The organism is Paenibacillus sp. EZ-K15 (genome assembly GCF_002573715.1).
Lineage (GTDB): Bacteria > Bacillota > Bacilli > Paenibacillales > Paenibacillaceae > Paenibacillus_AQ.
In genome coordinates this window covers 1-26,450 of record NZ_PDHM01000005.1, presented here as the reverse complement: position 1 = coordinate 26,450, position 26,450 = coordinate 1, and the positions used below count along the sequence as shown (strand labels likewise).

Below are 26,450 nucleotides of genomic sequence, written 5' to 3'. Positions count from 1 at the left end.
GGCCACCTTTTCTATTAACGGATCGTCAGATGCTCAGCAATCGGACCAAGCACAAGTACAGGCAGGAAGGTCAATGCACCGATAATCAGAACCACCGCAATGAGAATGCCGGCAAACAGCTTATTATCTGTCCGGAACGTCCCAAGCGTCTCGGGAACCCATTGCTTCCGCATCAGCGAGCCGCCTACCGCCAACAGGGCAATCATCGAGATGTAACGGCCGAAGAGCATGACCAGTCCGGTCGTAATGTTCCAGAACGGCGTGTTATCTGACAGACCCTCAAATCCGGAACCGTTATTGGCTGCGGAAGACGTGTATTCGTACAATACCTGCGAGATGCCATGAAAGCCCGCATTGGTAATGCCTGCCTGCCCTGCATCCGTCATCAGCGCAAGTGCGGTCGGAGCCAGGATGATAAATGGATGCACCAGGATAACAATTGCAATCAGCTTCATCTCCCGCGCCTCGATTTTTCTGCCTAGAAATTCGGGGGTTCGACCAACCATAAGACCGGCCAGGAACACCGCCAATATCGCGTACATGAGCATATTCATCAGCCCAACGCCCTTTCCGCCAAAAACAGAGTTCAGCATCATCAGGGACAGCGGCGTAATCCCGCCAAGCGGCGTGAGCGTATCATGCATGTTGTTGACCGACCCGGTCGTGGCCGCGGTCGTCACCGTGGTGAACAGAGAAGATTGGGCAACCCCGAACCGGACCTCCTTGCCCTCCATGCTGCCTTGCGAGGCATCGATGCCCAAGCGGTTCAGCGCCGGATTGCCATTGGTTTCAGCGGCATAGTTCAGCGACAGGAAAGCTATAAACAAGGTCATCATCACCGAGAAAATAATCCAGCCCTGTTTGCGGCTCTTGGCGAATAAACCGAACGTATACGGAAGCGCCGCCCCGAGACTCCACATGGACAGGATTTCGATGACATTGGTCAGCGGGGACGGGTTCTCGAACGGATGTGCCGAGTTCACTCCCATATGCCCGCCGCCGTTGGTGCCCAGATGCTTGATCGATTCAAGCGCAGCTACGGGCCCTACAGCAATTTGCTGCTCACTACCTTCCAGCGTGGTGACGCTGAGCGTAGGCTTCAAGGTCTGCGGCACCTGCAGCGCAACCAGTATCATTGCAATGATGAACGCAGCCGGGATGAACACCCGGGTGTGGGCTTTGACGAAGTCCTCAAAAAAGTTACCGACGGTTGTACCCTTACTGGTCACCGACCGGATAAAAGCAATCGCCACGCAGAGCCCGGTTGCCGCGGACGTGAACATCATCATCGTAATGACAGCCATCTGGGCCATATAGGATAACCCCGACTCCCCGCTGTAATGCTGAAGATTCGTATTGGTCATAAAGCTGATGATCGTAGAGAACGACAAGGTCGATTCCATATTATCGATGCCATTCGGGTTGAAGGGCAGTACTCTCTGCAACCGCAGAATCAAATACCCCGCCGCGACCAGCACGATATTCGTCATCACAAAGCTGATGGCATACCCTTTCCACGTCATTCCCTTGCGTTCTTTCAAGCCAATCAGTGCGAAGATCGGTTTCTCCGCCCAGGAGAACCATCTGTCCGTTCCATTGCTTTCATTGCGAAACACCTGATATAGATAAGTTCCAAGCGGCTTTACCAGCAGCACCAGAACGAGTATAACGATGGCAATTTGTAAAATGCCCATGGCGAATGCCTTCCTCCTTCAGCTGTCTCCCTAGAATTTTTCAGGGTGAATCAGCGCATAAATCAAGTACAGAAAAATAAAGAGCGTGCATACCAAAATGATTATCATGGTTAATCCGCCTCCGGTTCCGAAACCACGCGCCCGCACCAGGACATAAACAGCATGAACAGTCCGTAGGTTCCTCCCAATATGAGCACCATATATAAATCCTGCATGAATATAACCTCCTAAAACCTCGTTGTGATATCCGCCAAAACCTTAGCTGACAATGGATGAAATCAGGAAGGATACCTGGTGATGATTCGTATGAAGCACCACATCGGCACCCAGCCCTTTGTATATCAATCGCGGATTGCTGGAGTGGGTAATCACATAAATCGACTCCGTGGTCCAAGTCCGGAAAATCCGTAAATAGCGGCAGCATAGATTCAAGCTGCTCTCGAACAGAAACACCTTGCTGACGGGAAACTCGGGAATGATCCAGGTTTGCTCGTCCCTTGTATCGATTAGTATCATGTTGGTGCAGCCCAGTTCATGCAGCCTCTCCTGTTCAACCCGGTTGTTGGCTATGGCCACAAACGAAATGCGCTTAAAGATCAGCTGGCGGATAAATTCTTCCCCGGCCTTGTTCGGTGCGGATACCAGGATAAACTCCTGCGATTTCTCCATCTTTTGTTCTCCTCCTAAGTTCGGAAAGAGAAGACAACAACAAAGAAGCCTGTGGAAAGAGAAGAACTCTTCCCGCAGGCTCCTTAATAGGACACGGTGAAATACACCGTGGCCCAAGTCCACGACAATCGTTGCCTCTCTCGATACGCTTACGAGGTTAGCTGACGGATTCGGGCGTGAGAGTCGCCCTACCCATAGACCGTTATCTTGTCCATAGGATTCACCCCTGAGAGATAGGTTCATCTCCCGACTGGTTCCCCCGTTCCTTTTCCATTCAAGGACTCAGCGAAAATTGAAAACGAGTAGCATGTTATTCTATTAGCCATTGACTAAACATCCAGGTCCGGCAAAACAACACAGCATCAGGTTCGAGCGGTGAGAGTCGCATCATCCTGCAAGCTCAGCGAAGGCCCATGGTGCCTTCGCCCGAGATTCGATCCATAAAAGAGCCTGACGCAGCTCTCACACTGTCTGTAGGCCTTCATGGAACGGCTGCCCGTATGCCTGTCGCTGATGTCCGTCAATTCATAGTTCGTATCATACGTCTGGCCCTGCAGGAAGTAAATGTGAGCAAAAACACATGTGGCGTTATGTCGAACAGGAACTGACCAATATCACTTAATTATCTCCTGAATACTGCTCTATACTATGTATTTCTCTTGTTTTCTTGTATTTATCGCAATCTATCGAGATACCGAGATTTTGCCATGATAATCGATGACACGACTGAATGTACACGTTTTCTTATACGGTTTTCATCGATTTTCGGAATGTATCCGTCCCATATGGTCATTTACTTTTAGATTCCTCCGGCGTATGATTCATCCATCTATTCGAAACATTCGTTATACGCTGAGCTCCCGACAGATGGGGAGACGGGGGAACCAAAAGCCAGTCTTCGATTGGTGAATGGGGTGAATCCGCTGTGCCTAGGATCAAATGGACCGGCGGTAGGGTGCTCTCAGCCCGAATCCGTCAGCTAACCTCGTAGGCGCGTTTTTGAGAGAGAACACCATCCAAGCTTTGGCATAGCGGCCGCCGGAATTGGGCCTCTAACCATAAATAGGCCTGGAGAGCGGGGTATCTCTGCTCACCAGGCCTTTTTGCCGTGCATATAACATTCTTATAAAGGAGCGTAGATCATATCATGACGAAACTCATCGAGGCAGCACGTACACCCGTCATCGAAACCGCAGTGCCTGCATTAGGTGAAGAGACCATTCGCCATATGGAGATATTTCGTTTCGACCAGGGCTCGGCTGAACGCTTTATCCCCTGGAGCAACCGAGATTGGAACTGCGGTTTGTTCAAAATCAGCTGCAAAGACGCGGCCGGGTATGCCGAATATGCGCTGCCAAGCAACAGGCAATTCACGGATCTAGTCCGCTGGGCATCCGTCTTTACGAGGCTGAGAGGCATGTCCGTAACCGAGGCCGTTCGCTATGCCCAGAAGCAGCACCAGTGGGGATCCGCCCGGATGCAGCTCGCCGTATCGGCCCTCGCCGATCTGGAGACCAATCTGCAACAGCACATCACCCGTAAGCGGTTAGGCAGCTTGCCGCTGGAGCGTTCCTTCCTGATGGACTGCTCGGAGGCGTATTATTTCTTCTAGGACAGTAGCTAGAGAGCTACCGTCCTCGCTTCCCTTTCAATTGGTTGTTTCCCCCGCTCACTTGAACATATTTTTGAGCACCATCATCAGGTTGGCCGGCTTCTCCGCCAGCCGCCGGGTAAAATACGGGTACCACATCGTTCCGTAGGGCATATAACACCGGATGCGATAACCGTCCTGTGCAAGCGCTGCCTGATCGTTCATCCGCAGCCCGTACAGCATTTGAAACTCAAATTCCTGTTTGTCTATGTGGCTCTGCTCGGCAAACACCTTCACCCAGTCGATGATGTTGTCATCGTGCGAAGCAATCGCGACGTAGGTACCCTGATCAAAATGCATTTTGATCAATTTCTTATAGTTGTCAATGACCTCCCGCTTCTGCTGAAAAGCGATGGTTCCCGGCTCTTTGTACGCCCCCTTCACCAACCGCAGATTAACACCGGCATTGATTAAATTCTTGACGTCCTCCTCCGTACGGAACAAGTAGGCCTGCATCACGGTCCCCACATTGGTCAGCCCCTCCTTATGGAGCCGCAGCGTTATGTCTATCGTCGCCTGGGTATACGGCGAATCCTCCATATCCAAACGAACGAAGTTGCGGTGCTCTTTCGCCTTTTTCGCCACCAGCTTAATATTCTCGTAAGCCTTCTCGGGGTCCAGTGCCATGCCCATCTGCGTCGGCTTCAGCGATACATTCGATTTCACTCCCCGCTTGGCAATCCCTTCTACAAGCTTCAAATACTCCTCCCGGTACCCGGCCGCTTCGTCCAGCGTCGTGATACCCTCCCCCAAATGATCGAGCGTGACGAGAATGCCCTTCTCGTTCAGCCTCTCAATTTCATCCAGCGCCTCGTCCAAGGTATCGCCGGCTATGAATCTGCCCGCCAGTTTTCGGCCGTACTTGATCGACAACCACTTCACGAATTTATTACCGGACACCGTCAGGATCACTTTACGGTAAAGTTCGGTTCCGTCCATGCGAGCTCCCCCTTTGCAAAAGGCAAACCAAAATGCACTCTATCTTAACTCATATGCAAAAATCATGACGGCATGCAGAAAGACATACATATCTAACATCGAGCTTTTCACCAAGAGATTCTAAACACCCCACCATGACGCATTCAGCAGCTGGACCATAAACCTAAAGCTCCGAATCATATCATGTTAAGGAGGGGCCTTCCATGCGAGTACCTTTTCGGAATGAACCATTTCTGGACTTCAAGAACGAGTTGAACAACAAGTTATACGATGCTGCGCTATCCGCGGTCGAAGCCGAACTCGGCAAGACGTACCCTCTGGTTATCGGCGGTGCCCAAATCCATACGGAGCGTACCCTAAAGTCGGTCAATCCGTCCCGTAAACGTCAGGTCATCGGCATTGTATCCCAAGCCGATACCGAACTTGCGGAACAAGCCATTCAGACAGCCGCACGGACTTTTGAGACGTGGAAACACACCGCGCCGAGCGAACGGGCACGATATTTGTACAAGGCTGCAGCAATCATGCGGCGACGCAAGTTTGAATTCTCCGCACTGATGACGCTGGAAGCCGGCAAAACGCGTGCCGAAGCGGATGCGGATACGGCCGAAGCGATCGATTTCATGGAATTCTATGCACGCGAAATGCAGCGCCTGAGCGCGCCCCAGCCGCTAACGGTTCATGAGGAGGAAGAAAATCATCTCTATTACATTCCACTCGGCGTCGGCATCGTCATTCCGCCGTGGAACTTTCCGCTCGCGATTATGGCAGGCATGACCACGGCGGCCATCGTCTCGGGCAACACCGTTGTGCTGAAACCGGCGAGCACCACGCCGGTCATTGCCGCCAAATTCGTGGAGCTACTGGAAGAAGTCAGCCTGCCTCCGGGTGTTGTTAACTTCCTGCCGGGACCGGGCCAGGAAGTAGGCGACTATCTGGTAGATCATCCGCTGACCAGGTTCATCAGCTTTACGGGATCCCGCGACGTTGGACTGCGGATTCAGGAACGCGCGGCCAAGACACAGCCGGGGCAACAATGGATCAAACGCGTCATCGCCGAAATGGGCGGAAAAGACGCCATTATCGTAGACAGTGAGGCCGATCTGGACCTCGCGGCAGACGCGATCACCGCCTCCGCATTCGGTTTCTCCGGCCAGAAATGCTCCGCCTGCTCCAGGGCCATCGTGCATGAGGACGTCTATGATACCGTGCTGCAGAAGGTTATCGACCGCTCCAAGAAGCTGGTTATCGGCAGTCCGTTACACGCCGCGGTGCAGGTAGGGCCTGTCATCGACGAAAAGGCCTACCGTAAAATTCTGGACTATATCGAAATCGGAAAAGGCGAAGGCACGCTGGTACTCGGCGGATTTCCGGGCGATCCGGAGGGGTATTTCATCCAGCCGACGATCTTCGCGGACGTGGCCAGCACCGCCCGTATTTCCCAAGAGGAGATCTTCGGCCCGGTGGTGGCCTTCACGAAGGCCGCCTCCTTCGACGAAGCGATCCAATTCGCCAACAACACCGACTACGGGCTGACCGGCGCGGTGATCTCGAACAACCGCGCCCACCTGGAGCAGGCGCGGCGTGATTTCCATGTTGGCAACCTGTATTTGAACCGGAAATGCACCGGTGCCTTAGTGGGTACCCACCCATTCGGCGGCTTCAATATGTCCGGGACCGATTCCAAAGCCGGCGGGCGCGATTACCTGCTCCTGTTCACACAGGCGAAGGCGGTGTCAGAGCGATTCTGATTACGGCATGCAAAAAAACCTCTCCATGACGATGGAGAGGTTTTTTATGTACCGTTGCTTATTTTACTGGCTCTATGCCTTAACCTTGCCCTTAATCTCCCGGACCACCTTGCCCTCGAACGATTGATTCATCCAGTATGCAAGATGAATGCTTTCCTCACCGAAGGTGCATTCCGTAGTTAAGTAGAATGGCGTCTCTGTCAGTCGGATGGTCAACTTCAACGTCCGGTCATCCTTCCAGGTCATGGAGGCAGCATATTCGTTATCCGCCGTCATCATTAGCTTCGTGGTTCCCGACTTCCACTCGTTACGACCACAGACAACCAAATTGATGCCGTGTTCCCCCTCAAGCTCCATGACCGCGCCATCTTCTTCAAATCGAACGGAGAATGAACGCAGCTTCTCCTCATTCTCCTCGAGATCATAGACGATCCCGGAGACGTCCTTCTCAATTGGGGATACCGCCTCTTCGATTGGCGGATCCAGCTTAAGCTCTTGCAGCATTCTAGTAAGTGAAGCCTCCGCTCCGGTATCGACCGGCAGCGCATCCAATCCCATCGCTGGCTGCAGATGCTCCCATATCTCATTCAGCACGGCCTGCATGTCTCCAAGGCCGGAGGTAATCGCAATCACCGCATCCTGTTCCGGGAACACGACGCAGAATTGTCCAAAGGCACCGTCGCCGCGGTAGGCCCCGTGGCGGCACATCCAGAATTGATAGCCGTACCCTTCGGTCCAATCCGAAGAGGAATCCGCAGGTCCGTTTGATATCTGCTTGGAGGTTGCCTCTTCAATCCACGCTTCCGGGATCAGACGCTGGCCTTCCCATACCCCCTTCTGAAGATAAAGCTGACCGAATTTGGCAATGTCCTCAGTCTTCAGCTTAAGTCCCCATCCGCCGGTGTTGATCCCCTGCGGACAACTTTCCCAGGTGGCTCCATGGATGCCGAGCGGCTCAAACAGACGGGGCTGCAAATAATCCAGCAGCGTGATGCCAGTGACCTTCTGCAGAATGGCCGAGAGCATGTAAGTCGCTGCGCTGTTATATACAAAGTGGGTCCCGGGTTCATGTTCAACCGCTTGTTTAAGAAAATCGGCCACCCAAATATCGGACTGCATGGCAGGCTCCTCGGCGTGCCCCGTTCCCATAATCAACAAATCGCGAATCGTCATCGCGGACAGATTCGGCGAGGGATCTTCAGGAGCGTATTCCGGAAAGAAGTCGATCACCCGATCCTCCAGCGTAATCCGGCCTTCCTGGACCAGAAGTCCAATCGCAGTAGAGGTAAAGCTCTTGCTTAGCGAGAACAGCATATGCGGTTTGTCCGCATCATACGGCTTCCACCAGCTTTCCGCTACGACATGTCCATGCTGTACCAGCATGAAGCTGTGGAGTTCCAGCTCCTTTTCCTGAATCGATCGGATAAAGCGTTCGATAGACTGCGATGAGATTCCTTGATTTTCGGGGGTGCTTCTTGGCAATAATTGAACCATTTTCATGTTCATCTTCCTTTCGCCTCTCCCTGTATCCATAAGGTAAATTCATTACGGCCCTTCCATTATACACCAGGTAATGGTACCGCTTCATCATAACGAATAGCGCGGAAACCCAGTCGCTCACTAATCTCATTTAAGTCCTTCCGTGCAAGAAAAGAAGCCTCCTGATCGCGTCCGCGCGCCAGCTCTTCCCCATCCACTTGAGCATTGCCGCACTGCACCATTTCCTTCGAATATAGGGCTGGATGGGACAGGAAGAAGTACTGGTCTTCCGTCAGGCCGCCAAGCACCCTTTCAAACGACTCGACCCCGTCCGGAACGCCACCCGGGAAAAAGTTGTAGTAATGGCGATGGTTGATTAGCCCCTTCGCTTCAATCCAGCGGTCCAGCTCTTCCTGCAGCCCGGGTATGAAGCGCTCCGGCAGCATATGAGAATCGACATAAGAAATGCTGAAGCCTGCTGCGGTCAGTTTATCAAGCTGTGCTTCGCACTCTACAAGGATCTCCTGCAGCGAAGGCGGATGATCCTGAAACAGGAACGGATCCTGATAGAAATATCCGGCCTCATCGACAAGCGAAGGAACCTGTTCCTTCGCGGCAACAGGTCCCCAGCGTACGTCATCCCATTCCGCGTTCAGCGTCATATGGAAACCGAAGCAGATGTCCTTGCGATGCGCCAACAGCTGCGCGGCCTCGGTAAGATAAGAGCCGGGCGCCATGATGGACACATTTTTGATGAACCCGGCCTCTACCGTCCGGGTAATCGCTAGATTGGCGGAACGGCTGGAAGCATAATCGTCGGCTCTCGTAATGATTCGCCTCATTTTACCGCACCTGCCGCAATCCCCTTGATGATGTATTTCTGAGCGAAAATATAGAAAATGACAACCGGGATGATCGTCAGCGTCAGACCGGCCATCGCCTGGTTCCACACAATCGTGAACTCCCCGAAGAAATAGAAGGTCGAGAGCGGAATCGTCCGCAGCCCTTTATCCGACAGCGTCAGCGATGGGAGCAGGTAGTCGTTCCACAACGCAATGACGTTCAGAATCGCGATGGTCACACTGATGTTCTTCAGCAGCGGGAATACGATTCTCCAGAACACGCCCAGCTTGGAGCAGCCATCTAGCGTTGCCGCCTCCTCCAGCGCAACCGGCACGGATTTGATGAACCCGTGGTACAGGAAAACCGCCATACTTGATGTAAAGCCGACGTTCATATAGATCAAGCCCTCATGGGTATTGAGCATCGGAATGTGCAGATTGCTTCGAATCCAGTCCATCACCTGCATCAGCGGCATCATGAGCGTCTGGAATGGAATCAGCATGGTCGCTACAAACGTGAAGAAAATGATTTTGCTCAGCTTATTATCCGTCCGCACCAGCATCCATGCCGTCATGGAGGCGAGAACGATGACAATGATCACCGAGATGACGGTGACATAGAGCGAGTTACCCAGAGCGGTGAAGAAATTCATCTTCTCCATCGCCAATTTATAATACTCAAAGCTGAAGGAAGAAGGCAGCGCGAGCGCATTCTCATATAGCTCCGCACGATCCTTGAACGAGTTAATCAGCATGATGAAGACCGGAGACAAGAAGACCAGTGCAACGAGGAACAGCAGGATATCGAGCAGCCATTTCCCTGATTTCTTCATTACATCTGCACCTCTCTTCTCTTCGTGATGATAACTTGCGTCAGCGTAAGTCCGGCAACAATCAGGAAGAAGATGATCGCTTTTGCCTGACCTAAACCATAATTACCGTAAGCAAAAATCTCGTTGAAAATATTCATCGCAAACATCTCCGTCGCATTGCTCGGTCCACCCTTGGTCAACGACAGGTTCACGTCATAGATTTTGAACGCCCCGGACAGTGTCAGGAACAGACAGATCGTGAACGAAGGCATTAACAGCGGGAACACAATGCTCTTCAGTCGCTGCCATATGTTGGCGCCATCGACCTTGGCCGCTTCCATCAATTCATCCGGAATCCCCTGGATGCCCGCGATGTAGATGATCATCGTATAACCCGCCAGCTGCCAGGTGAATACCGCAACGATCGCGTACAGTGCAAACTGCGGATGCAGCAGCCAGTTAAAGAACACGCTGTCAAATCCGGTCTTCTCGCCCAGGAAACTGAAAGCATCCGTAAAAATAAACTGCCAGATGTAACCCAGAATCAGGCCGCCGATCAGGTTCGGCATGAAAAACATCGTCCGCGCCGCATTTCTCGAGCGAAGCTTTGTCGTAACGAGCAGCGCAAACCCTAGACCCAGAATATTGACGCACACCAGCGCGAGCAGCGTGAATTGAACCGTATGCCAAGCCGAGGTCAGGAATCGGTCGTCCTGAAACAGCTGAACGTAATTGTCGAACCCAACGAATACTTTAGGATTCGCCGGAATGCCGTCCCAATTGACGAAGGAGTACACGATCCCGATAATGAACGGGATGATGACCACGGTCGTGAAAATAAACAGAAGCGGCACCGTAAACAGGGCAAACCAGGCTTTATCCTTTCTTTTGCTCATAATCCATACCTTCTTTCCGGTCCGGATGATTCCCGCAAGGCGGCATCAAACCTTGAATTCGTGTTAGAAAAAACAAAAGCCTAACGCTCATCATTAGAACGTCTGAGGCTAGGCTTTCGTTTTCATGGAATTGTTATTTCAGGTGGTTTTCGTTTCGCCTCGATTATTTCGATGCTTTCGCCCATACTTCATCCAGCTTCTGCAGGAACTGCTCTCCTGTCATGCCTGGATTCATGAAGTACTCCTGCGTCGCCGGAGCCAGGTCATTGGTGATGATTCCCGATGGGAAGTAGTTCAACGCCCAAGTGATCGTCTCACCCTTCGTTGTTGCTTCGTGCACCGCTTGCGACAAAGGATCCAGATCGCCCGCTTCAATATTCGTTAAAGCCGGGATGAATTTGAAATCGTCCACGATGGCTTTCTTGCCGCTGTCGCTAGTAAAGAGCCAGTTCAGGAAAGCGTTCGCAGCTTTGACTTCCTCAGCATCCGCCTGATTGTTTACGACCCAGTAGCTGGCCACGCCGACGGCGATTTTGTCATTGCCGGCGAGCGGGAATGGCATCATGCCGACTTTGGAGCCGAAATCACCGAAGTCCGCAAGCATGGAATAACTCCAGTTGCCTTGATGCACCATAGCCGTTTTTTCCGTTGCAAAGTCACCCATCTGGCTATCATATTTCACTTCTAGCGGATTCTTGGAATTCGCCTTGATCACGTCCATGAATTTCGCCCACTCTTGGAACTCCTTCGTATCCGCCATCTTCACTTCGCCTTTGTTCAGCTGCTCGATAAAGGCCAGCGGATCGGATTGAAGGGCAAACGGCGTGTTGATGATGTGTCCGATCAAGAAGTAAGCCTCCTGGGACAAACTCAAACCGTTCTTGCCGTCGGCTTTCAGCTGCTCCAGCGTTTTGGTGAAGGAATCCAGATCTTTCATGTTAGCCGGATCTACCATATCCTTGTTATACACAAGACCGAAACCTTCTACGCCGTATGGAACGCCGACCGTTTTATCTTCGACCTTCAATTCCATGTCAGGCGCAATGTTCTTAACATACTCTTCACCGCTCAAATCGGAGAAATAGGATTTCAGCTTCTCGGACTCGGGCCCTGGAGCCACGCTGAATATGGTCGGTCCCTGGTTGCTGCTGAGCTTCGCTACCAGCTGCTGCGAATAAGCGTCACCTGCGGCACCCCATACTTCAACCTCATTGCCGGTTTCTTCTTTATAGGTTTTAACCAAAGCTTCAAGAGGTTCTGTAATTTCAACTTTCGATTGGAAGAGCGTAATTTTCTTCAGCTTATCTCCCCCGGATGCTGCTCCAGAATCTTTGTCAGATGTACCACCACAGGCTGCAAGTGTCGCAACCAAAGCCGTTGCTGTTAGTATGCTTAATACCTTTTTTACTTTTTTCAAGTGACACGCCTCCCCCTTAAGGACTCTATAAAGTAAAACGTTTACAAACCCATCATAGGGCGGTTTACCTAGAATGTCAATAAAAATTGTACGCGTTTTCATAAAAATACTAAGTAAAAAAACTAGTAAAATTATTGATATTTTACTAGTTGTAATCATAAAGTTTATTTCACCGTTTTTCTCCACTGAATGGTGGCATTCAGCTTAAAGGGCTCCCTGCCCGTTGTGCCCTTGATCATCTCGAGCAGCTCCTTCGCCGCCAAATAACCGCTTTCATAACGCGGGATTGCAATCGTGGTCAAACCGGCCATCGCCGCCGCATCCGAATTATCGAATCCGGTGATCGAGATATCCTCCGGGACCCGTATTCCGTTCTCTTCCAAAGCTTTGATTGCGCCGAGAGCCATATTGTCATTCGCACAGACCAGCACTTCCGGCAAGGCGTTGCTCAGGATCAGAATTTTGGCCGCCTGATATCCGCTTTCCTCACTGTAATCGCCATGGAAGTAATTGCGGCGGTCAAACACGATACCATTCTTCGCAAGCGTATCCATAAATCCAACGAACCGCTCCTTGTGATCCAGGGTAAACTCCAAGCCGCCAATGTATCCAAAGTTCGTAAACTGTTTATCCACCAAGGCCTGGACCATTTCACACATCACGGGGTAGTTGTCCACGATCACGCTTTTGGTGTTGGCGAACTCATTATCAATAATCCGATCCATGAGAACGACAGGGAACTGCGGCGTGGCCACCGAGACTAAATATTCGTCCGTCATGTTCCGATCCAGACTTATGGTACCGCTTGCAAATTTACTGCGCATAAAATTGGTGCTGGATTTATTCGTACAGATGATAAGATCGTATCCATTCTCCGTCAGGCAATGGCTGATCCCCTTGATGATCTTTAAATAATAATCGCGATCAAAGTCGCTGAAGACAAATATAATCGTGTTGCTTTTATCGGATTTGGTTGACTTATGCGGAAAATAGCCGTGCTCCGAGCATAATCTCAGCACCCGCTCCCTCGTCTCCCGCCCCACGTTCTTACGCCCGTTCAGCACGTTGGACACTGTAGACACCGAGACATCCGCGAGCTTTGCAATTTCCTTCAAACCACTCATGAATCCTATCCCCTCTCCAAAGGCGTTAGTAAATTTAATATAACATGGATTTATTTTTAATAAAATTTACTTATTTTGCTTGGACGAGATTTTCCTTGGAACATCATCCTTGTCATTGCTTCTCATGATACCTGCTCAGACGAGAAAACCTTTGTTCGCCATAGCAAAAAAGCAGGCCACGCGAATCCATTCGCTGTGACCTGCTAAATCCGAATTTATTAGATTTCTTGCCCTTTATACGGTACCGCACCGCTCCCTCATCGTGAATGGATCTTTTGTTTTGTCTACTCGTCTAGGCCGATTCACTAGATAAATGCCAAGCCCGATACACACTGTGCCGGCCAAGGTGTACCAATGCAGCTGCTCGCCTAGTATAAGCCATCCGGATAATACACCGAACACGGGAATGAGGAACAGATACACGTTGGCTTTATTGGGATCGCTATTGCGCAGCACGTAATACCAGGTGACGAACTGGGCAATCGAGCTCATCAGAATCATCCAGCCCAGAACAAAGAGTTCCTTGACGATCTGGGACGAATCCCATACAAAATGCGGCTGTTCCAGCAGCGGACTTGCGATGAGCAGAAGGATGCCGCCGATCAGCATCTGATAGGCAGCCATCACCCAAGCGTCAAACTCCTTACCCCAACGGGAACTTAGCAGCGTCGCCATGCCCCAGGCCATCCCTGCGCCCAGCGCAAACCAGAATCCGCTCTGCATCTGCATCTCCAAGCCTTGCGTAATGAACACGCCGATAAAACCGATGATCACGCCCGCCCACTGAAGAAGACGGTACCTTATACCGAAGATCAGGAAGCTGAACACGATGAACCAGATCGGGTTGCTGGAGGACAGAACCGATGAGCTGCCGGAGGAAATCGTCTGCATGCTCAGGTAGATGCCACTCATCACGAGTGCCGATTGAAACAGACCGATCGTTGTCAGCTTCAGCCAGGCAGTGCCGCTCCTGGGATGGGGCCGTCTTACAATGAAGGGCAGCATCAGAAGGCCCGCTCCCACGAACCGGATCGCCAGCAGCACGAATGGGGAACCGAAGGACAGCGCAATTTTGCCGATCGGGAAGTTAAGTCCCGCGACCAGCATCGTAAATATCGTCAGAAACAGCATACGCGGTTTGCTCATGCCATAAATTACCCTCTCCTTAACCAAGTGTATCCTCAGTTTATTCCGACCTTCATATCATGTAAAATAATTAAATAAGATTCAATCCATCACTGTGAATGATGGATATAAGGAGGCTCCTAAGGTGGAGAGTGGGGATCTGAAGATATTCCAGGCTGTTGCCCGTGAAGGAAATATAACCAAGGCTGCCGCCAGCCTAGGTTACGTGCAATCGAACGTGACCGCTAGAATCCGGCAGCTTGAATCCGAGCTGAACACGCCTCTGTTCTATCGGCTCAGCCGCGGCGTTGCCTTAACTTCGGCCGGCTGCAATCTGCTCAAGTATGCCGATCAGATTACGCGTTTGCTTGACGAAGCCGTGAAATCGACGCAATTCTCGGAAGAACCGTCGGGTCCGCTGCGAATCGGCTCATCGGAAACTACAGCCGCGGTACATCTACCCGGCATCATGCTGGATTATCATAGACGGTATCCTGACGTGAAATTGTCATTAATTACAGGCCATAGAGCTGACTTGATTCGAGCCCTGAACGAGTATGAACTGGACGGGGCGTTTATCAGCGGGCCTCTGGATTACCCGGACTTTGACGAAATCCGGGCCTTTGACGAGGAGCTTGTTCTCATCTCGGAACCGACGGAGTCTGCGCTTCGCGATTTACTCACCAAACCGCTGCTGTTCTTTGGCAAGGGCTGCTACCATCGTGAACGGTTGGAGCAATGGCTTCATGAAGAGAACGTGGGACCCATGAACATTATGGAGTTTGGCACATTGGAAGCCATCATGGGCGGCGTGGCCGCCGGGCTGGGTATCTCGCTGCTAACGCGGTCTTCCGTTAAGGACTGGGTGGATGCCGGGAGATTGCAAGCTTTCCAAATCCCCGAGCGTTATCGCAGCTCCAAGGTCCATTTTGTATTCCGGCGCGACCTGTTTCGCACCAGCGCCTTTAATCATTTTATTGAGCCGTTTAAGAAGACCGAATAAATACTTCGAACGGAACGGGAAACAAAGAAACCGTGACCCTAAGGGCCACGGTTTCTTGATGAGCAAGGCACACTTACCTCGGTATTTGATCTGCCGAAGATGAGCCAAGCACACTTAACTCGGTATTTGGTCTGCCGAAGGCTGCAGAAAACCCGACACCTCGGGAGCCAGCACTTCCGGCGCCATCACGACGGCAGAATGGTCCTGACCAGGCAGCATCAGGTGCTCGCACTGAGGGAGCAAGTCGACCAATGCGCTAGCGGCCCCATGGAACATGGACCCGCTGTTCTCGCCCGTCATCACCATGACCGGGACATCGACATCCCAGCGATCCGTTGGCAGCGGTTGACCAGATTGCGTGCTCCCCATAATCATGCCGTCATAGGCCAATGTATGCGCCATGCCCTCCATGACCTGCCAAGAAGGATCTGCCTTCATGAATTCTATATATTCCGCGGGGATCCCCAGCGCTGCTGTCATGAAATATTCTACGGCTTCGCTGCGTCGATTCCCGGCCATCAGTGCATTCAAATGCTGCACGTATTCTGTCGGTACGGGTTCACGGCTATCGTCAATGATAAACGGCGGCTCATATAGAAACAGTTTTCTAACTTTGCTGCTTCCAAGTCTGCTCGCCGCATCCAGAGCCAGAACAGCGCCCGAAGAACTTCCGAATACATACGCGCTCCCGCCCGCCTCCTGAATAAGGGCATCGATATCTTCGACCTCACGTTCAACGGCATACGGAGCCGTATCCGTACTACTGCCCCGCCCCCGCCGGTCATAATTGTAGACGGTGAATTGTTCAGACAGAAACTCCCCAAGACGCGTTGTATCGTTGTGATCCGAAGCTGCGGCAGCTACAAGAATAATAGCTGGACCAGTCCCTTTCTTTTCATAAAAAATTCGGGTACCGTCATTCGACATTGCATAACTCATGGTCATCTCTCCTTTTATTATCCTGTTATGTACAAGCTAATTTCATTCTCAAACCGTTCCAGCGTATCCGTGTATCCTTCTACCATTCCCATGCCTTCCGCAGCTTCCAGTTCCTCTGCACTCGCAAAATGGGTAATGATGCATAGCCTGGTCCCTTCCCCGGCCTCTTCAAACGTAACCGAAGTCAACATGTCGCTGCCTGCTACGGGGTTCCAGTTCGGATCCGTGAATGTGTCCGTAAATACGAGCCTTGATAACTCCGTCACTTCGGAGTAGGTCGCCTTGCAAAAGGCTTCTTCCCCTTCTCCTGCCTTATCAGGAGCCAGCCTGTAGCGCCATACGCCACCCGGTCTGACATCCATCTCATATATCGTGGCATTCCAGTTCCTTGGCCCCCACCAGCGTTCAATGTGTTCCGGCTTAGTCCATCCCTGCCAGGACAGCTTCAGAGGTATGGATACGACACGTTCCACGGTCAGCCTTCGCTGCTCCCGGTCTTTTGTAATGGTGGTTTTCCTGCTCAAACAAACCCCTCCTCTCTGTGAAACCGGCTCTGCGTGCAGAGCCGTATCTTCCTGTGGATCTAATAAAAAAATGGGATTAACTCTCCTTTCCGTTGAAGTCGCTCATATAGTCCTCGAACTTGTCGAGTCGCTCTTCCCACAATCGACTGAACGAATCGAACCAGACGTCCAGCTCCTGAAACGGCTGGGCTTCGAGACTATAAATGCGCTGCTGTGCGTTCTTACGGACTTTCACCAATCCGGCCTCGCTCAGTATCCGCAGATGGCGGGATACTTGGGGCTGGCCGATTCCCAGAATCTCTACGATGTCGCTGACCGATCTCGACCCTTGCTTTAAGAGTTCAATGATGTTGAAGCGGTTCGGCTCCGAGATCGTGAACAGGGTTAATTGCATAGCTGAAGTATTCATGGTTTTAATATACATAAATTCGTATATACATGTCAACGTATATAAAGTTCTGTTTTTTTCATCATTCTTTTGACGCGAAAAATGTGACATCACATCAATTCCACCCCCTCGGACATGCTGCATAATCGATTCAGATGCACAACGAACACAGCTTATTAATCTATTGGGCGTCCTATTCACCTGTCCCCGCACTCTAACAACATCACAAAAGAGGCCCCAACATAGGGCCTCTTGCTATAAACTATGCTATAAATTAAGGTCATTCAAAGCTATAAAGCTTTCAGACTTCCTTATGGCTGAATGGACACTTGATGCAGCTGCATGATGCCGTTCGGATGCCGCCAGAAGCCCTCGACCTTGCTGCTGACTCCGTTTAAATACTCCTGATGATGGATATACAGCATCGGCGCTAACTCAACCAGCTTCTCTTGAGCCTGTTTATAGATAAGCTTGCGTTGTTCCGGATCGTTCTCTTTACGCCCGGCATCCAGCAGTTTATCCAGTTCCGGATCCTTCGTGAAGGTACGGTTGCCCGGCTCCCCTACATTCTTGGAATGGAATAACTCATACATGCCATAGTCGGCATCAGCCGTTACCGTGGACCAGCCGAGGATAAACATATCATGCTTGCCTTCTGCTGTTTGAGCCAGGTATGCGCCCCATTCGACCACTTCGATTTTGACTTCAACATTCAATTCCTTCAGCTTGGATTGTACGTACTCGGCGACCTTAATCCGTTCCGGATTATCATTGGTCCAGATGGTCGTTGAGAAGCCACCCTCGTATCCAGCCTCCTTCAACAGCTCTTTTGCTTTGTCGATGTTATGTTCGATTGGCTTTACGGTAGCATCATAACCGTTCACGTCCGGTGCCAAAGGCCCGACGGCAGGAATGCCCGTGCCCTCATAAACGCCCGAGATGATTTCATCCTTGTTGATAGCCATCGACAAGGCCTGCCGTACCCGTACATCGTTAAACGGCTTTTTGTCGTTGTTAAACCCGATATAAGACAGGCTCAGCGAGGCCTGACGGTTCAAAGACATGCCGTCCGTGCTCTCAATGCGGCTGATGCTGCTCGGCGACACCGGATCGATAATATGCGCATAGCCGGTTTCAAGCTCCGCGATCCGCGTTCCCTCTTCGCTTACGACCTTGAACGTGACCCGTTCAACCTTCGCTTTATCTCCCCAATAATCGGCATTCGCAACCAGCTTCACTTCCTGTCCGGGGTTCCAGCTCTCTAATTTGAATACGCCTGTGCCTACAGGGTTCTGCGCCAGATATGCGCCTCCCTTCTCGCCTGCCTTCACCTTCTCGTAATCCAGCTTGATGGCTTCGGCACTAATCATCCCCACCGCAGAATGGGCCAGATGGGCAAGCAGCGGCGAGAAAGCATACTCGGTCACGAGCTGCACCGTGTATTCGTCAACGACTTTAACCTCTTTAATCATGCCGACAAGCGAAGCGCGCGGAGAAGCAACCTCCGGATCCTGCATACGATCAATGTTGGCTTTGACCACCTCTGCATTGAATGGAGAGCCGTCCGTAAACTTCACGCCTTGTCTCAGCTTGAACTCCCAGGTCAATTCATCGATCGCTTTCCAGCTCTCGGCGAGCCCCGGCTGAATATTCAGATCCTTATCATGAATCACTAATGTGTCATAAATATGTGTTGTCATTACGCTCGTTTGCTGGTCCGTCGACATATGAGGGTCCATGGATGGCGGATCAGAAAGCCAGGCAATCACAAGCTCATTTGCACCGGTATCGTCCGTTCCTTCGGGAGGATCTTTAGCCCCCGGCTCAGGAGCTGGCGTATTGGTGCCGCTTGGCGGCGTTTCGGGGTTACTGCTCTTGCTTGGACTACCACACGCCGAGATCATTACGGTAAGCATGACCAGGATGCAGACAAGCCACTTTAATCTTCTATTACCTGTCATGTGAAACAAACTCCCCCTTCTCAATCAAAATAGGAAAATATTTTATACACAGTTAACATATATTTTACTATTTGATATTTATACCAGTAGAAGCCAGATTTACCTCACGTTTCTACGACACCAATGCTGACATCCAAACTTGGAGAAAGGATGATTTCACGTGCCTAACATGACCGCTGATGCCAGAACACAAGAACCGCTCCCTAGTGGTACCCGTCTCGTTCAATGGAAATCTTTCTACCACCGTCTGAAGAAGAATAAAGCGGCCTTATTCGGGGGCTATTTTCTCCTGCTGATGATTCTTGTCGCGATTTTCGGCCCCCTGCTCACCCAGTATGATCCGACCAAAGTGGATTATTCTACGAAACTGTTGAAACCGTCCGCTGACCATTGGTTTGGTACGGACCACAACGGGCGAGATATTTTCACCAGAATTATCCATGGCATGCGTCTTACGCTCTCGGTCGGTTTTATCTCGGTCATCATCGGGGCAGCCTTTGGTGTCGTACTCGGAATCATATCCGGTTATTACGGAGGTAAATGGGATGCACTCATTATGAGAATTACCGATGTCATGCTGGCGTTTCCCGGCATTTTGCTGGCATTGGCGGTTGTCAGCGTTCTTGGAAAAAATCTGTTCAACGTGATTATCGCCGTTAGCATCTTCTCGATCCCCACCTTTGCCAGAGTCGTGCGCGGCTCGACGCTGGCCGTCCGCAAGCTCGAATATATTGATGCCATGCGTTCGCTGGGCGCGAGCGATGGACGAATCATCTTCGGGCATATTTTGCCGAATATCACATCCCCTATCATCGTGCAGGCTACGCTGCGGATCGCTGTTGCTATCCTGACCGCCAGCGGCTTGTCCTTCCTCGGTCTTGGCGCACAGCCGCCGACGCCGGAGTGGGGAGCCATGCTGAATGATGGGCGCAACTATATTATGGATCACCCCCATGTTGCCCTGTTCCCCGGCTTGTCGATCGTGTTCGTGGTCATCGCATTTAATTTGCTGGGTGACGGCTTGCGGGATGTCCTTGACCCGAAAATGAAAAAATAATGAAGGGAGCTGCCGGGCCATGCTCATCTATTCCATTCGAAGGCTAATTCAGACCATACCTGTTGTCATTGGTGTAACCATTGTCGTCTTCCTGCTGATGCACCTCATTCCGGGAGATGCGGCGCAGGTCATTATCGGGGAAGGGGCGCCCAAGGAGCAGGTGGAGAAGATCCGCGAGAACCTGGGATTGAACGATCCGCTGCCGCTTCAGTATTGGAACTACGTCAGCGGCTTGCTGCAGGGAGATTTGGGAGATTCGATCCGCAGCAGCCGCCCCATCGCCGATGAAATATTCAAAAGCCGGTTCTGGATCACCGTCGAGCTTGCCGTATACTCTACGATCCTGGCTGTATTTCTCGGCATTCTGGCCGGCATCATCTCCGCCGTCAAAAAAAGCTCGCCCGCCGATATCGGCGTCATGTTCATTGCCCTGTTCGGACTATCGATGCCGAATTTCTGGCTGGGGCTTATGCTGATCCAATATTTTGCCGTGGATCTGGGCTGGTTCCGTCCCTCCGGCTGGGGCACGTGGTCGCAAACCATTCTGCCCGTGATCACGCTCGGGACAGGCGGCGCCGCTATCATCGCCAGAATGACCCGTTCCAGCATGCTGGAGGTCATCGGCCAGGATTACATCCGTACCGCTCAAGCCAAGGGCGTCCGGGAGCGCGTCATTATCTACCGACATGCCCTGAAAAATGCCATGATTCCCGTCATAACCGTCATCGGTCTGGAATTCGGCGGCCTGCTGGGCGGGGCGGTGCTGACCGAGTCCGTATTCGCCGTGAACGGCATGGGGCGATACGTCATCGACTCGATCAGAGCAAGGGATTTCCCGGTCGTACAGGCAACCGTGCTTGTGCTCTCGATCATGTTCGTGCTCGTGAACCTGCTCGTGGACATCTCCTACCGGTACTTCAACAAGCGCATTGATTTCGATTGATTGGTGAGTTTTAGCTGTGGTGTGGGCTGTGGGATTAGTGTGTGGTTATTTGTGTGATCTACAGTTTGTGGTCTATCGCGTGTGGTCATTAGGGGGATCTATAGTTTGTGGTCTATCGCGTGTGGTCATTAGGGGGATCTATAGTTTGTAGGATTAATGTTTGGTCATTAGTGTGGTCAATAGGGAGATCTACAGCGGGATCTATAGCGGAATATGTGTAGTCTTTAGTACGGCCATTAGTGTGTTGTTTATCGCATGTGGTCAATAGTGTGAACTCTACATTGTGTGGCAAACGTGTGGATTAGTGTGATCTCTAGTGTGGTTCATACGGACACACAATCCGCTATTTACCGAAAATCGAGCTATTTTCGAGCCCGTGCGGACACACGATCCGTTAATGCACCCAAAATCACGAATTTAGCAACCTATTTCTCGCAATAGCGGATCTCATGTCCTCATACCCTCAGTAATGAGCAGAAAATAAGGTAATAGCGGAACTACAGTCCTCATACATCGCCAATCCAGAGCAATCGAGCTGTTTTGGGGTCCGTGCGGACATGGGATTCACTGTTTGCAGCAATACGAGCTATTTGGGAGTCATGCGGACACACGATCCGCTATTTACCGAAAATCGAGCGATTTGGGAGTCCATCCGGACACTGGATCCGTTAATCTACCTAAAATCACAAATTTAGCCTGCAATATCTTGCAATAGCGGATCTCATGTCCTCATACCTCCACTAATGAGTAGAAAATGAACAAATAGCGGAACTACTGTCCTCAAATATCACCAATCCAGACCAATCGAGCTGATTTTGAGTCCATGTGGACATACGATCCGCTATTTGCTGCAAACCAGTCCTTTTTGAAGTCCACGCGGACACAGATCTGCTACTTTGCTGCAAAACTGGCTAATGGGGAGCCACGCGGACACACGATCCGCTATTCACCGAAAATCGAGCTATTTTTGAGCCCGTGAGGACACAGGATCCGTTAATCTACCTAAAATCACAAATTTAGCCTGCAATATCTCGCAATAGCGGATCTCATGTCCTCGTACTTCCACTAACATGCAGAAAATAAAGTAATAGCGGAACTCATACATCGCTAATCCAGACCAACTGAGCTATTTTGAGTCCATGTGGACATACGATCCACTATTTGCTGCAAATCAGTCCTTTTTGAAGTCCACGCGGACACAGATCTGCTACTTACCGAAAACCGAGCTATTTGGGGGCCCATCCGGACACACGATCCGCTATTTACCGAAAATCGATCCATTTTGGAGTCCATACGGACGCATGATTCCAAGACCAATTGAAAGCGAAGGGAGCTTAGACAAGATGGAACAGCACGCATCAAGTTTGCTTACGATCAAGAACCTGCGAACCTCTTTTTTCACCGAACTGGGCGAAGTGAAAGCTGTGGATGATATCAGCCTTACCGTACGCAAGGGGAAGACGCTCGGCATCGTGGGCGAATCCGGTTCAGGCAAAAGCATACTGTCCCTCTCCATCCTGCGGCTGATCTTTCATCCGGGACGAATCGTCGGTGGCCAAATCCTATATAACGGTGTGAATCTGCTCGAACAATCGGACCGGCAGATGCGCAAAATAAGGGGCAATCAGATCTCGATGATCTTCCAGGAGCCGATGACATCGCTCAATCCGGTCTTCACCGTTGGCGATCAGATCGCGGAGGCCTACCAAATCCATGAGAATCTGAGCAAAAAACAAGCGATGGACAAAGCCGTCGAGATGTTGAAACTGGTCGGCATCCCTTCCCCGGAAAAAAGAGTCCGACAGTACCCCTTCCAACTGTCCGGCGGTATGCGCCAACGTGTCATGATTGCCATGGCACTGGCATGCAATCCGGATCTGCTCATTGCAGACGAGCCGACCACGGCGCTTGACGTGACCATTCAGGCTCAAATTTTGGAGCTGATGAAGGAGTTGCAGCGGAAGCTGCAGATGTCGATTATTTTTATCACCCATGATCTGGGCATCGTTGCGGAAACCTGCGATGACGTAGCGGTCATGTACTGCGGAAAAGTGGTGGAATATACCGATGTGCGCACCCTCTTCAAGCATCCGAAGCACCCTTACACCATCGGCCTGATGAACTCGCTGCCGCGGCATGATATCGATAAGGAAACGCTGGAGCCGATTAAGGGCTCGGTTCCAAGCCCCTATGATCCGCAAGAAGGCTGCCGATTCGCCCCCCGCTGTCCCCATGCAGCCAAGCTGTGCTATGACAAACTGCCGGAGCTTCATGCGCTGGATGATAACCAACAAGTCAGGTGCTGGAAATACACCGATCAATGGGAGCCGGAAAGCGAGGTGAACGTTCTGTCATGAGCAAAGAGCTGTTAACCGTCAAAAACCTTAAGCAGTATTTTCCGATCAAGGGCGGTATCCTGGGCCGTGCCGTCAACGTCGTAAAAGCTGTGGATGATATTTCATTCTCCGTACATGAGGGAGAAACTGTCAGTATCGTGGGCGAATCCGGCTGCGGCAAATCAACCACGGGCCGGGCCATCCTGAGGCTGGACGAACCAACCGCTGGCGAGGTGGTGTTCGAAGGCACCGATCTGCTTTCCCTAAATAAAGCGCAGATGAACCGAAGGCGTAAAGACCTGCAGATGATTTTTCAGGACCCCTATGCTTCGCTGAATCCCAGAAAAACAGCGCTGCAAGTCCTGGAAGAAGCGATGGACATTCAAAACGTTGTTCCCAAAAAAGACCGGCGGGGGCGGGCCATCGAGCTTCTGGAAACGGTCGGCCTGGCCGCCTATCAAGCCAATCGGTACCCGCATGAATTCAGCGGCGGGCAGCGGCAGCGGATCGGAATTGCTCGCGCCTTGTCCGTGAATCCCAAGCTGATCATCAGTGATGAAGCGGTCTCTGCGCTTGACGTGTCCATCCAGGCACAAGTGCTCAATCTGATGAAATCACTGCAAACCGAATTCAAACTGACCTATCTCTTCATCTCCCATGATCTCGGGGTCGTCCGGCATATTTCCGATCGGATTATCGTGATGTATCTGGGGACGATCGTGGAAATCGCGGATAAGCACTCCCTCTTCCGGCACCCACAGCATCCTTACACTCGCGCTCTGCTGTCGGCCATCCCGACACTAGATCCCGAGCGCAAGAAGGAACGGATCATTCTCAAGGGGGATGTTCCGTCCCCGATCAATCCGCCTTCCGGCTGCCGGTTTCATACCCGCTGCATGTACGCCAAGGATCACTGCAGATCCGAAGCCCCGGTGCTGCGGGACGTGGATGAGCAGCGCGGAGGCCATCAGGCGGCCTGCCACTATATTGAGGAAATCGCATCCGGTGCGCTGGAGAAGGTGTAACTTATACGCCACCGAACGGATAACGATACCTCTCTATAAACGAGAAAGAAAAGCGAGAATCAAGCTCTCGCTTTTTCTTTTTCAAAACTTTATCCTGCTAACCGGAATTGAAAGATGATCTTCAGCCTCAACTAAGCCACTTTCATAGGAGCCGCCTCCCCCACCTCGCTTGGGATCATGTTTTTGCGTCTGTAGATGGAGAGGAGCAGGCCGACTGCTGCCATGTCCAGGATTTGGTTCATCCCGCTGTAAGAGAAGAAGGGTGGATCCAATGTAACCCTTGGAAGAATACCGAGCCCCATGAGTAGCGGCCATAGCAGCCGAAATCCAAAGACAACGATGAGTAATGCAGCGATATACTTCGCATAAGGATCCCTGTGGACCGTAGAAATATTCCATATTCTAACGAGAAACAGAAGAATCAGTACGCCAACTACGATCCCGAACAACCAGCCGAAGCAATAGATGAGGTATGGAAACACGTTATCATAAAGGACATATGGGATCTTCGGTGTAGCTTGACCAAAACCTTGCCCAAACCAGCCTGCTGCTTGGATGGCATCTGCGTTATTCCCTATATACCACATTTCTTTGGCTGAAGGGTTCATAAATTCTCTCCACCGAAACAGTAAATGATCCGTCCGGGTGCAGAGGAAAATAGCTAATCCTGCAAATGGCAGCGTGGAAATCATAACAAATTGTTTCAAGCTTTTACTTGTTCTCCATGTCAAAACCAGGAACCCGATCACATAGATATACGTGTAGATAATAGAGCCGCTTATACTATATAGGACTACAGGCAGTCCCCCTCGATAGAGGATGTTCAATACCGTCTCCCACCGTCCCCATTGGCTGGCAGGCTTCATCCCTGCCAAAGCGAGCAGAAGCGGTATCAAGGAGAAAGTGATCATATTGACTCCAATTGGACCTATGTTGATATAGGCAGTTCTTCTATCGTGCAGTTGTCCATATACCAATGAAATGACCATTAGAATAACAATAAAGAAAAACACAGGGGCCGCGTATTTCTTCAGCTTCCGATAATCCAGAAAATAAAAACCTATCAGGAATAATACTCCGATTCCGAAGTAAAACAACTTCCTCTCGACTAGGCTAACGGAATACCTTTCATCCGCGTAATAAACACTCACCATGCCAACCAGTCCAATGATTAAGAACAGGGCCAGCATAACGAGCAGCTTCCAATCCAACTGAGGCCGATGAGCCATATGCAGACTTTTGCCGATATCCCCCGGATCCCCCATTTGTTTCACCGCTTCCTGTACAGCGAACTCTTCAGGATGTCCCTCCAGCATCAACAGTTCGGCCCGATCCTCAATATGACCCAGCAGTTCCTCTCGAATCTCGGGATGCATTTGCCTCGTGCGCACTTGCTTGCACACACGGTCCAGAAATTGCCGGACAACCATATACTCCTCCATTTGCCGCATGTGGTTCCTCCTTGACAAGGATATAAATTATCGTTTGAATTTCATGAATTTGATGGCATAGCCTCGAATATAGATAGGGGTTATTAGTTAAAAGATGAATCTTTTTACAGTCAATTATGATAAAAAAAGATAACTCCCCTCAAGATGGATGCTGGTGCTCAATCATACCTCGGATGAACATCCGTGATTTATTGAATCCCGTTCCACCCGAGCCAATCCGAAGAGAGTTATCTGGTCATCTATGAGAGTTAAAAACAGCAGGTGTTGTACGATAAGTCTGTTCGATAAAAATATAAGCTGCCTAGGTCGGCCATTCCGCTAAGCCACCTTCATAGGAGCCGCATTCCCCACCTCGCTTGGGATCATGTTTTTGCGTCTGTAGATGGAGAGGAGTAGGCCGACGATGGCAAAATCCAGCATGTTG

At 51.0% G+C, this 26,450-nt stretch carries 23 protein-coding genes and 2 riboswitches; of the genes, 7 read left to right on the top strand and 16 right to left on the bottom strand.

Annotated elements, in window-relative coordinates; translation table 11 throughout:
- Nucleotides 1–14: 14 nt before the first annotated feature.
- The 3 genes from kdpA to CRG97_RS02415 form a co-directional block, all read right to left on the bottom strand.
- Complete coding sequence (gene kdpA, locus CRG97_RS02425; RefSeq protein WP_098741593.1) at nucleotides 15–1,694, bottom strand: potassium-transporting ATPase subunit KdpA; 1,680 nt, start codon at nucleotides 1,692–1,694, stop codon at nucleotides 15–17.
- Between the two features lie 30 nt (nucleotides 1,695–1,724).
- Entirely contained in the window at nucleotides 1,725–1,802 is a 78-nt protein-coding gene (locus tag CRG97_RS34165) for a potassium-transporting ATPase subunit F (protein ID WP_481856176.1), read from the bottom strand.
- 150 nt (nucleotides 1,803–1,952) lie between these two features.
- Complete coding sequence (locus CRG97_RS02415) at nucleotides 1,953–2,363, bottom strand: hypothetical protein (RefSeq protein ID WP_098741591.1); 411 nt, start codon at nucleotides 2,361–2,363, stop codon at nucleotides 1,953–1,955.
- Between the two features lie 130 nt (nucleotides 2,364–2,493).
- A riboswitch (cyclic di-AMP (ydaO/yuaA leader) is annotated at nucleotides 2,494–2,661 on the bottom strand.
- A 542-nt stretch (nucleotides 2,662–3,203) separates the two neighbouring features.
- A riboswitch (cyclic di-AMP (ydaO/yuaA leader) is annotated at nucleotides 3,204–3,372 on the top strand.
- 138 nt (nucleotides 3,373–3,510) lie between these two features.
- Between CRG97_RS02415 and CRG97_RS02410 the strand changes: the two genes are divergently transcribed.
- A complete protein-coding gene (locus CRG97_RS02410) occupies nucleotides 3,511–3,975 on the top strand; it encodes a hypothetical protein (RefSeq protein WP_098741590.1) in 465 nt (154 codons plus the stop codon).
- 57 nt (nucleotides 3,976–4,032) lie between these two features.
- Here CRG97_RS02410 and CRG97_RS02405 read toward each other — a convergent pair whose 3' ends face one another.
- The gene (locus CRG97_RS02405) at nucleotides 4,033–4,953 is read right to left on the bottom strand and encodes a proline dehydrogenase family protein (RefSeq protein WP_098741589.1); all 921 of its coding nucleotides are present in this window, start codon (nucleotides 4,951–4,953) and stop codon (nucleotides 4,033–4,035) included.
- A gap of 203 nt (nucleotides 4,954–5,156) precedes the next feature.
- Here CRG97_RS02405 and pruA point away from each other — a divergent pair, with 203 nt between their 5' ends.
- A complete protein-coding gene (gene pruA, locus CRG97_RS02400; RefSeq protein ID WP_098741588.1) occupies nucleotides 5,157–6,704 on the top strand; it encodes an L-glutamate gamma-semialdehyde dehydrogenase in 1,548 nt (515 codons plus the stop codon).
- A 72-nt stretch (nucleotides 6,705–6,776) separates the two neighbouring features.
- Here the strand turns inward: pruA and CRG97_RS02395 are convergent, their stop codons facing one another.
- The 7 genes from CRG97_RS02395 to CRG97_RS02365 all read right to left on the bottom strand — a co-directional run bounded on the left by CRG97_RS02395 (nucleotide 6,777) and on the right by CRG97_RS02365 (nucleotide 14,420).
- Nucleotides 6,777–8,204: a serine hydrolase domain-containing protein gene (locus CRG97_RS02395; protein ID WP_237566263.1), complete on the bottom strand. Its 1,428-nt coding sequence runs from the start codon at nucleotides 8,202–8,204 to the stop codon at nucleotides 6,777–6,779.
- Nucleotides 8,205–8,263: 59 nt separating this feature from the next.
- Nucleotides 8,264–9,025: a polysaccharide deacetylase family protein gene (locus CRG97_RS02390; RefSeq protein WP_098741586.1), complete on the bottom strand. Its 762-nt coding sequence runs from the start codon at nucleotides 9,023–9,025 to the stop codon at nucleotides 8,264–8,266.
- Complete coding sequence (locus CRG97_RS02385; protein ID WP_076322448.1) at nucleotides 9,022–9,858, bottom strand: carbohydrate ABC transporter permease; 837 nt, start codon at nucleotides 9,856–9,858, stop codon at nucleotides 9,022–9,024. The genes CRG97_RS02390 and CRG97_RS02385 overlap by 4 nt, the downstream gene beginning before the upstream one ends.
- On the bottom strand, nucleotides 9,858–10,733 hold the full coding sequence (locus CRG97_RS02380) for a carbohydrate ABC transporter permease (protein ID WP_098741585.1): 876 nt from the start codon (nucleotides 10,731–10,733) through the stop codon (nucleotides 9,858–9,860). Before CRG97_RS02380 ends, CRG97_RS02385 begins: the two co-directional genes overlap by 1 nt.
- Before the next feature lie 163 nt (nucleotides 10,734–10,896).
- The gene (locus tag CRG97_RS02375; RefSeq protein ID WP_098741584.1) at nucleotides 10,897–12,150 is read right to left on the bottom strand and encodes an ABC transporter substrate-binding protein; all 1,254 of its coding nucleotides are present in this window, start codon (nucleotides 12,148–12,150) and stop codon (nucleotides 10,897–10,899) included.
- Nucleotides 12,151–12,314: 164 nt separating this feature from the next.
- Nucleotides 12,315–13,274: a LacI family DNA-binding transcriptional regulator gene (locus CRG97_RS02370; protein WP_098741583.1), complete on the bottom strand. Its 960-nt coding sequence runs from the start codon at nucleotides 13,272–13,274 to the stop codon at nucleotides 12,315–12,317.
- A gap of 234 nt (nucleotides 13,275–13,508) precedes the next feature.
- Nucleotides 13,509–14,420, bottom strand: coding sequence for a DMT family transporter (locus CRG97_RS02365; RefSeq protein ID WP_098741582.1), 912 nt, complete (start codon nucleotides 14,418–14,420; stop codon nucleotides 13,509–13,511).
- A 124-nt stretch (nucleotides 14,421–14,544) separates the two neighbouring features.
- Between CRG97_RS02365 and CRG97_RS02360 the strand changes: the two genes are divergently transcribed.
- Nucleotides 14,545–15,402 (top strand): LysR family transcriptional regulator, encoded by an 858-nt coding sequence (locus CRG97_RS02360; RefSeq protein ID WP_098741581.1) that lies wholly within the window; start codon nucleotides 14,545–14,547, stop codon nucleotides 15,400–15,402.
- A 114-nt stretch (nucleotides 15,403–15,516) separates the two neighbouring features.
- Here CRG97_RS02360 and CRG97_RS02355 read toward each other — a convergent pair whose 3' ends face one another.
- The 4 genes from CRG97_RS02355 to CRG97_RS02340 all read right to left on the bottom strand — a co-directional run bounded on the left by CRG97_RS02355 (nucleotide 15,517) and on the right by CRG97_RS02340 (nucleotide 19,214).
- Nucleotides 15,517–16,341, bottom strand: a complete 825-nt coding sequence (locus tag CRG97_RS02355; protein WP_098741580.1) for an alpha/beta fold hydrolase — start codon at nucleotides 16,339–16,341, stop codon at nucleotides 15,517–15,519.
- 17 nt (nucleotides 16,342–16,358) lie between these two features.
- A complete protein-coding gene (locus tag CRG97_RS02350; RefSeq protein ID WP_098741579.1) occupies nucleotides 16,359–16,865 on the bottom strand; it encodes an SRPBCC family protein in 507 nt (168 codons plus the stop codon).
- Between the two features lie 76 nt (nucleotides 16,866–16,941).
- Nucleotides 16,942–17,274 (bottom strand): ArsR/SmtB family transcription factor, encoded by a 333-nt coding sequence (locus CRG97_RS02345; protein ID WP_076322685.1) that lies wholly within the window; start codon nucleotides 17,272–17,274, stop codon nucleotides 16,942–16,944.
- A 290-nt stretch (nucleotides 17,275–17,564) separates the two neighbouring features.
- Entirely contained in the window at nucleotides 17,565–19,214 is a 1,650-nt protein-coding gene (locus CRG97_RS02340; RefSeq protein ID WP_098741578.1) for a glutathione ABC transporter substrate-binding protein, read from the bottom strand.
- Nucleotides 19,215–19,374: 160 nt separating this feature from the next.
- Between CRG97_RS02340 and nikC the strand changes: the two genes are divergently transcribed.
- The 4 genes from nikC (at nucleotide 19,375) to CRG97_RS02320 (ending at nucleotide 24,575) form a co-directional block, all read left to right on the top strand.
- Nucleotides 19,375–20,271 (top strand): nickel transporter permease, encoded by an 897-nt coding sequence (gene nikC, locus CRG97_RS02335; RefSeq protein WP_098741577.1) that lies wholly within the window; start codon nucleotides 19,375–19,377, stop codon nucleotides 20,269–20,271.
- A gap of 19 nt (nucleotides 20,272–20,290) precedes the next feature.
- Nucleotides 20,291–21,214 carry an ABC transporter permease gene (locus tag CRG97_RS02330; protein WP_009595864.1) on the top strand — a complete coding sequence of 308 codons (924 nt, stop codon included), beginning with the start codon at nucleotides 20,291–20,293 and terminating at the stop codon, nucleotides 21,212–21,214.
- Nucleotides 21,215–22,557: 1,343 nt separating this feature from the next.
- Complete coding sequence (locus CRG97_RS02325; RefSeq protein WP_098741797.1) at nucleotides 22,558–23,571, top strand: ABC transporter ATP-binding protein; 1,014 nt, start codon at nucleotides 22,558–22,560, stop codon at nucleotides 23,569–23,571.
- Complete coding sequence (locus tag CRG97_RS02320; protein ID WP_098741576.1) at nucleotides 23,568–24,575, top strand: ABC transporter ATP-binding protein; 1,008 nt, start codon at nucleotides 23,568–23,570, stop codon at nucleotides 24,573–24,575. The genes CRG97_RS02325 and CRG97_RS02320 overlap by 4 nt, the downstream gene beginning before the upstream one ends.
- A gap of 131 nt (nucleotides 24,576–24,706) precedes the next feature.
- On the opposite strand, the gene CRG97_RS02315 is transcribed toward CRG97_RS02320, so the two are convergent.
- Nucleotides 24,707–26,026 (bottom strand): FtsW/RodA/SpoVE family cell cycle protein, encoded by a 1,320-nt coding sequence (locus tag CRG97_RS02315; protein WP_098741575.1) that lies wholly within the window; start codon nucleotides 26,024–26,026, stop codon nucleotides 24,707–24,709.
- Nucleotides 26,027–26,450: the final 424 nt, after the last annotated feature.

Bases quoted from the DNA above. Each gene is read 5' to 3' on its own strand.
- kdpA (WP_098741593.1), bottom strand. From the start codon at position 1,694: ATGGGCATTTTACAAATTGCCATCGTTATACTCGTTCTGGTGCTGCTG.
- CRG97_RS34165 (WP_481856176.1), bottom strand. From the start codon at position 1,802: ATGATAATCATTTTGGTATGCACGCTCTTTATTTTTCTGTACTTGATT.
- CRG97_RS02415 (WP_098741591.1), bottom strand. From the start codon at position 2,363: ATGGAGAAATCGCAGGAGTTTATCCTGGTATCCGCACCGAACAAGGCC.
- CRG97_RS02410 (WP_098741590.1), top strand. From the start codon at position 3,511: ATGACGAAACTCATCGAGGCAGCACGTACACCCGTCATCGAAACCGCA.
- CRG97_RS02405 (WP_098741589.1), bottom strand. From the start codon at position 4,953: ATGGACGGAACCGAACTTTACCGTAAAGTGATCCTGACGGTGTCCGGT.
- pruA (WP_098741588.1), top strand. From the start codon at position 5,157: ATGCGAGTACCTTTTCGGAATGAACCATTTCTGGACTTCAAGAACGAG.
- CRG97_RS02395 (WP_237566263.1), bottom strand. From the start codon at position 8,204: ATGAAAATGGTTCAATTATTGCCAAGAAGCACCCCCGAAAATCAAGGA.
- CRG97_RS02390 (WP_098741586.1), bottom strand. From the start codon at position 9,025: ATGAGGCGAATCATTACGAGAGCCGACGATTATGCTTCCAGCCGTTCC.
- CRG97_RS02385 (WP_076322448.1), bottom strand. From the start codon at position 9,858: ATGAAGAAATCAGGGAAATGGCTGCTCGATATCCTGCTGTTCCTCGTT.
- CRG97_RS02380 (WP_098741585.1), bottom strand. From the start codon at position 10,733: ATGAGCAAAAGAAAGGATAAAGCCTGGTTTGCCCTGTTTACGGTGCCG.
- CRG97_RS02370 (WP_098741583.1), bottom strand. From the start codon at position 13,274: ATGAGTGGTTTGAAGGAAATTGCAAAGCTCGCGGATGTCTCGGTGTCT.
- CRG97_RS02365 (WP_098741582.1), bottom strand. From the start codon at position 14,420: ATGAGCAAACCGCGTATGCTGTTTCTGACGATATTTACGATGCTGGTC.
- CRG97_RS02355 (WP_098741580.1), bottom strand. From the start codon at position 16,341: ATGAGTTATGCAATGTCGAATGACGGTACCCGAATTTTTTATGAAAAG.
- CRG97_RS02345 (WP_076322685.1), bottom strand. From the start codon at position 17,274: ATGAATACTTCAGCTATGCAATTAACCCTGTTCACGATCTCGGAGCCG.
- CRG97_RS02340 (WP_098741578.1), bottom strand. From the start codon at position 19,214: ATGACAGGTAATAGAAGATTAAAGTGGCTTGTCTGCATCCTGGTCATG.
- CRG97_RS02330 (WP_009595864.1), top strand. From the start codon at position 20,291: ATGCTCATCTATTCCATTCGAAGGCTAATTCAGACCATACCTGTTGTC.
- CRG97_RS02325 (WP_098741797.1), top strand. From the start codon at position 22,558: ATGGAACAGCACGCATCAAGTTTGCTTACGATCAAGAACCTGCGAACC.
- CRG97_RS02320 (WP_098741576.1), top strand. From the start codon at position 23,568: ATGAGCAAAGAGCTGTTAACCGTCAAAAACCTTAAGCAGTATTTTCCG.
- CRG97_RS02315 (WP_098741575.1), bottom strand. From the start codon at position 26,026: ATGCGGCAAATGGAGGAGTATATGGTTGTCCGGCAATTTCTGGACCGT.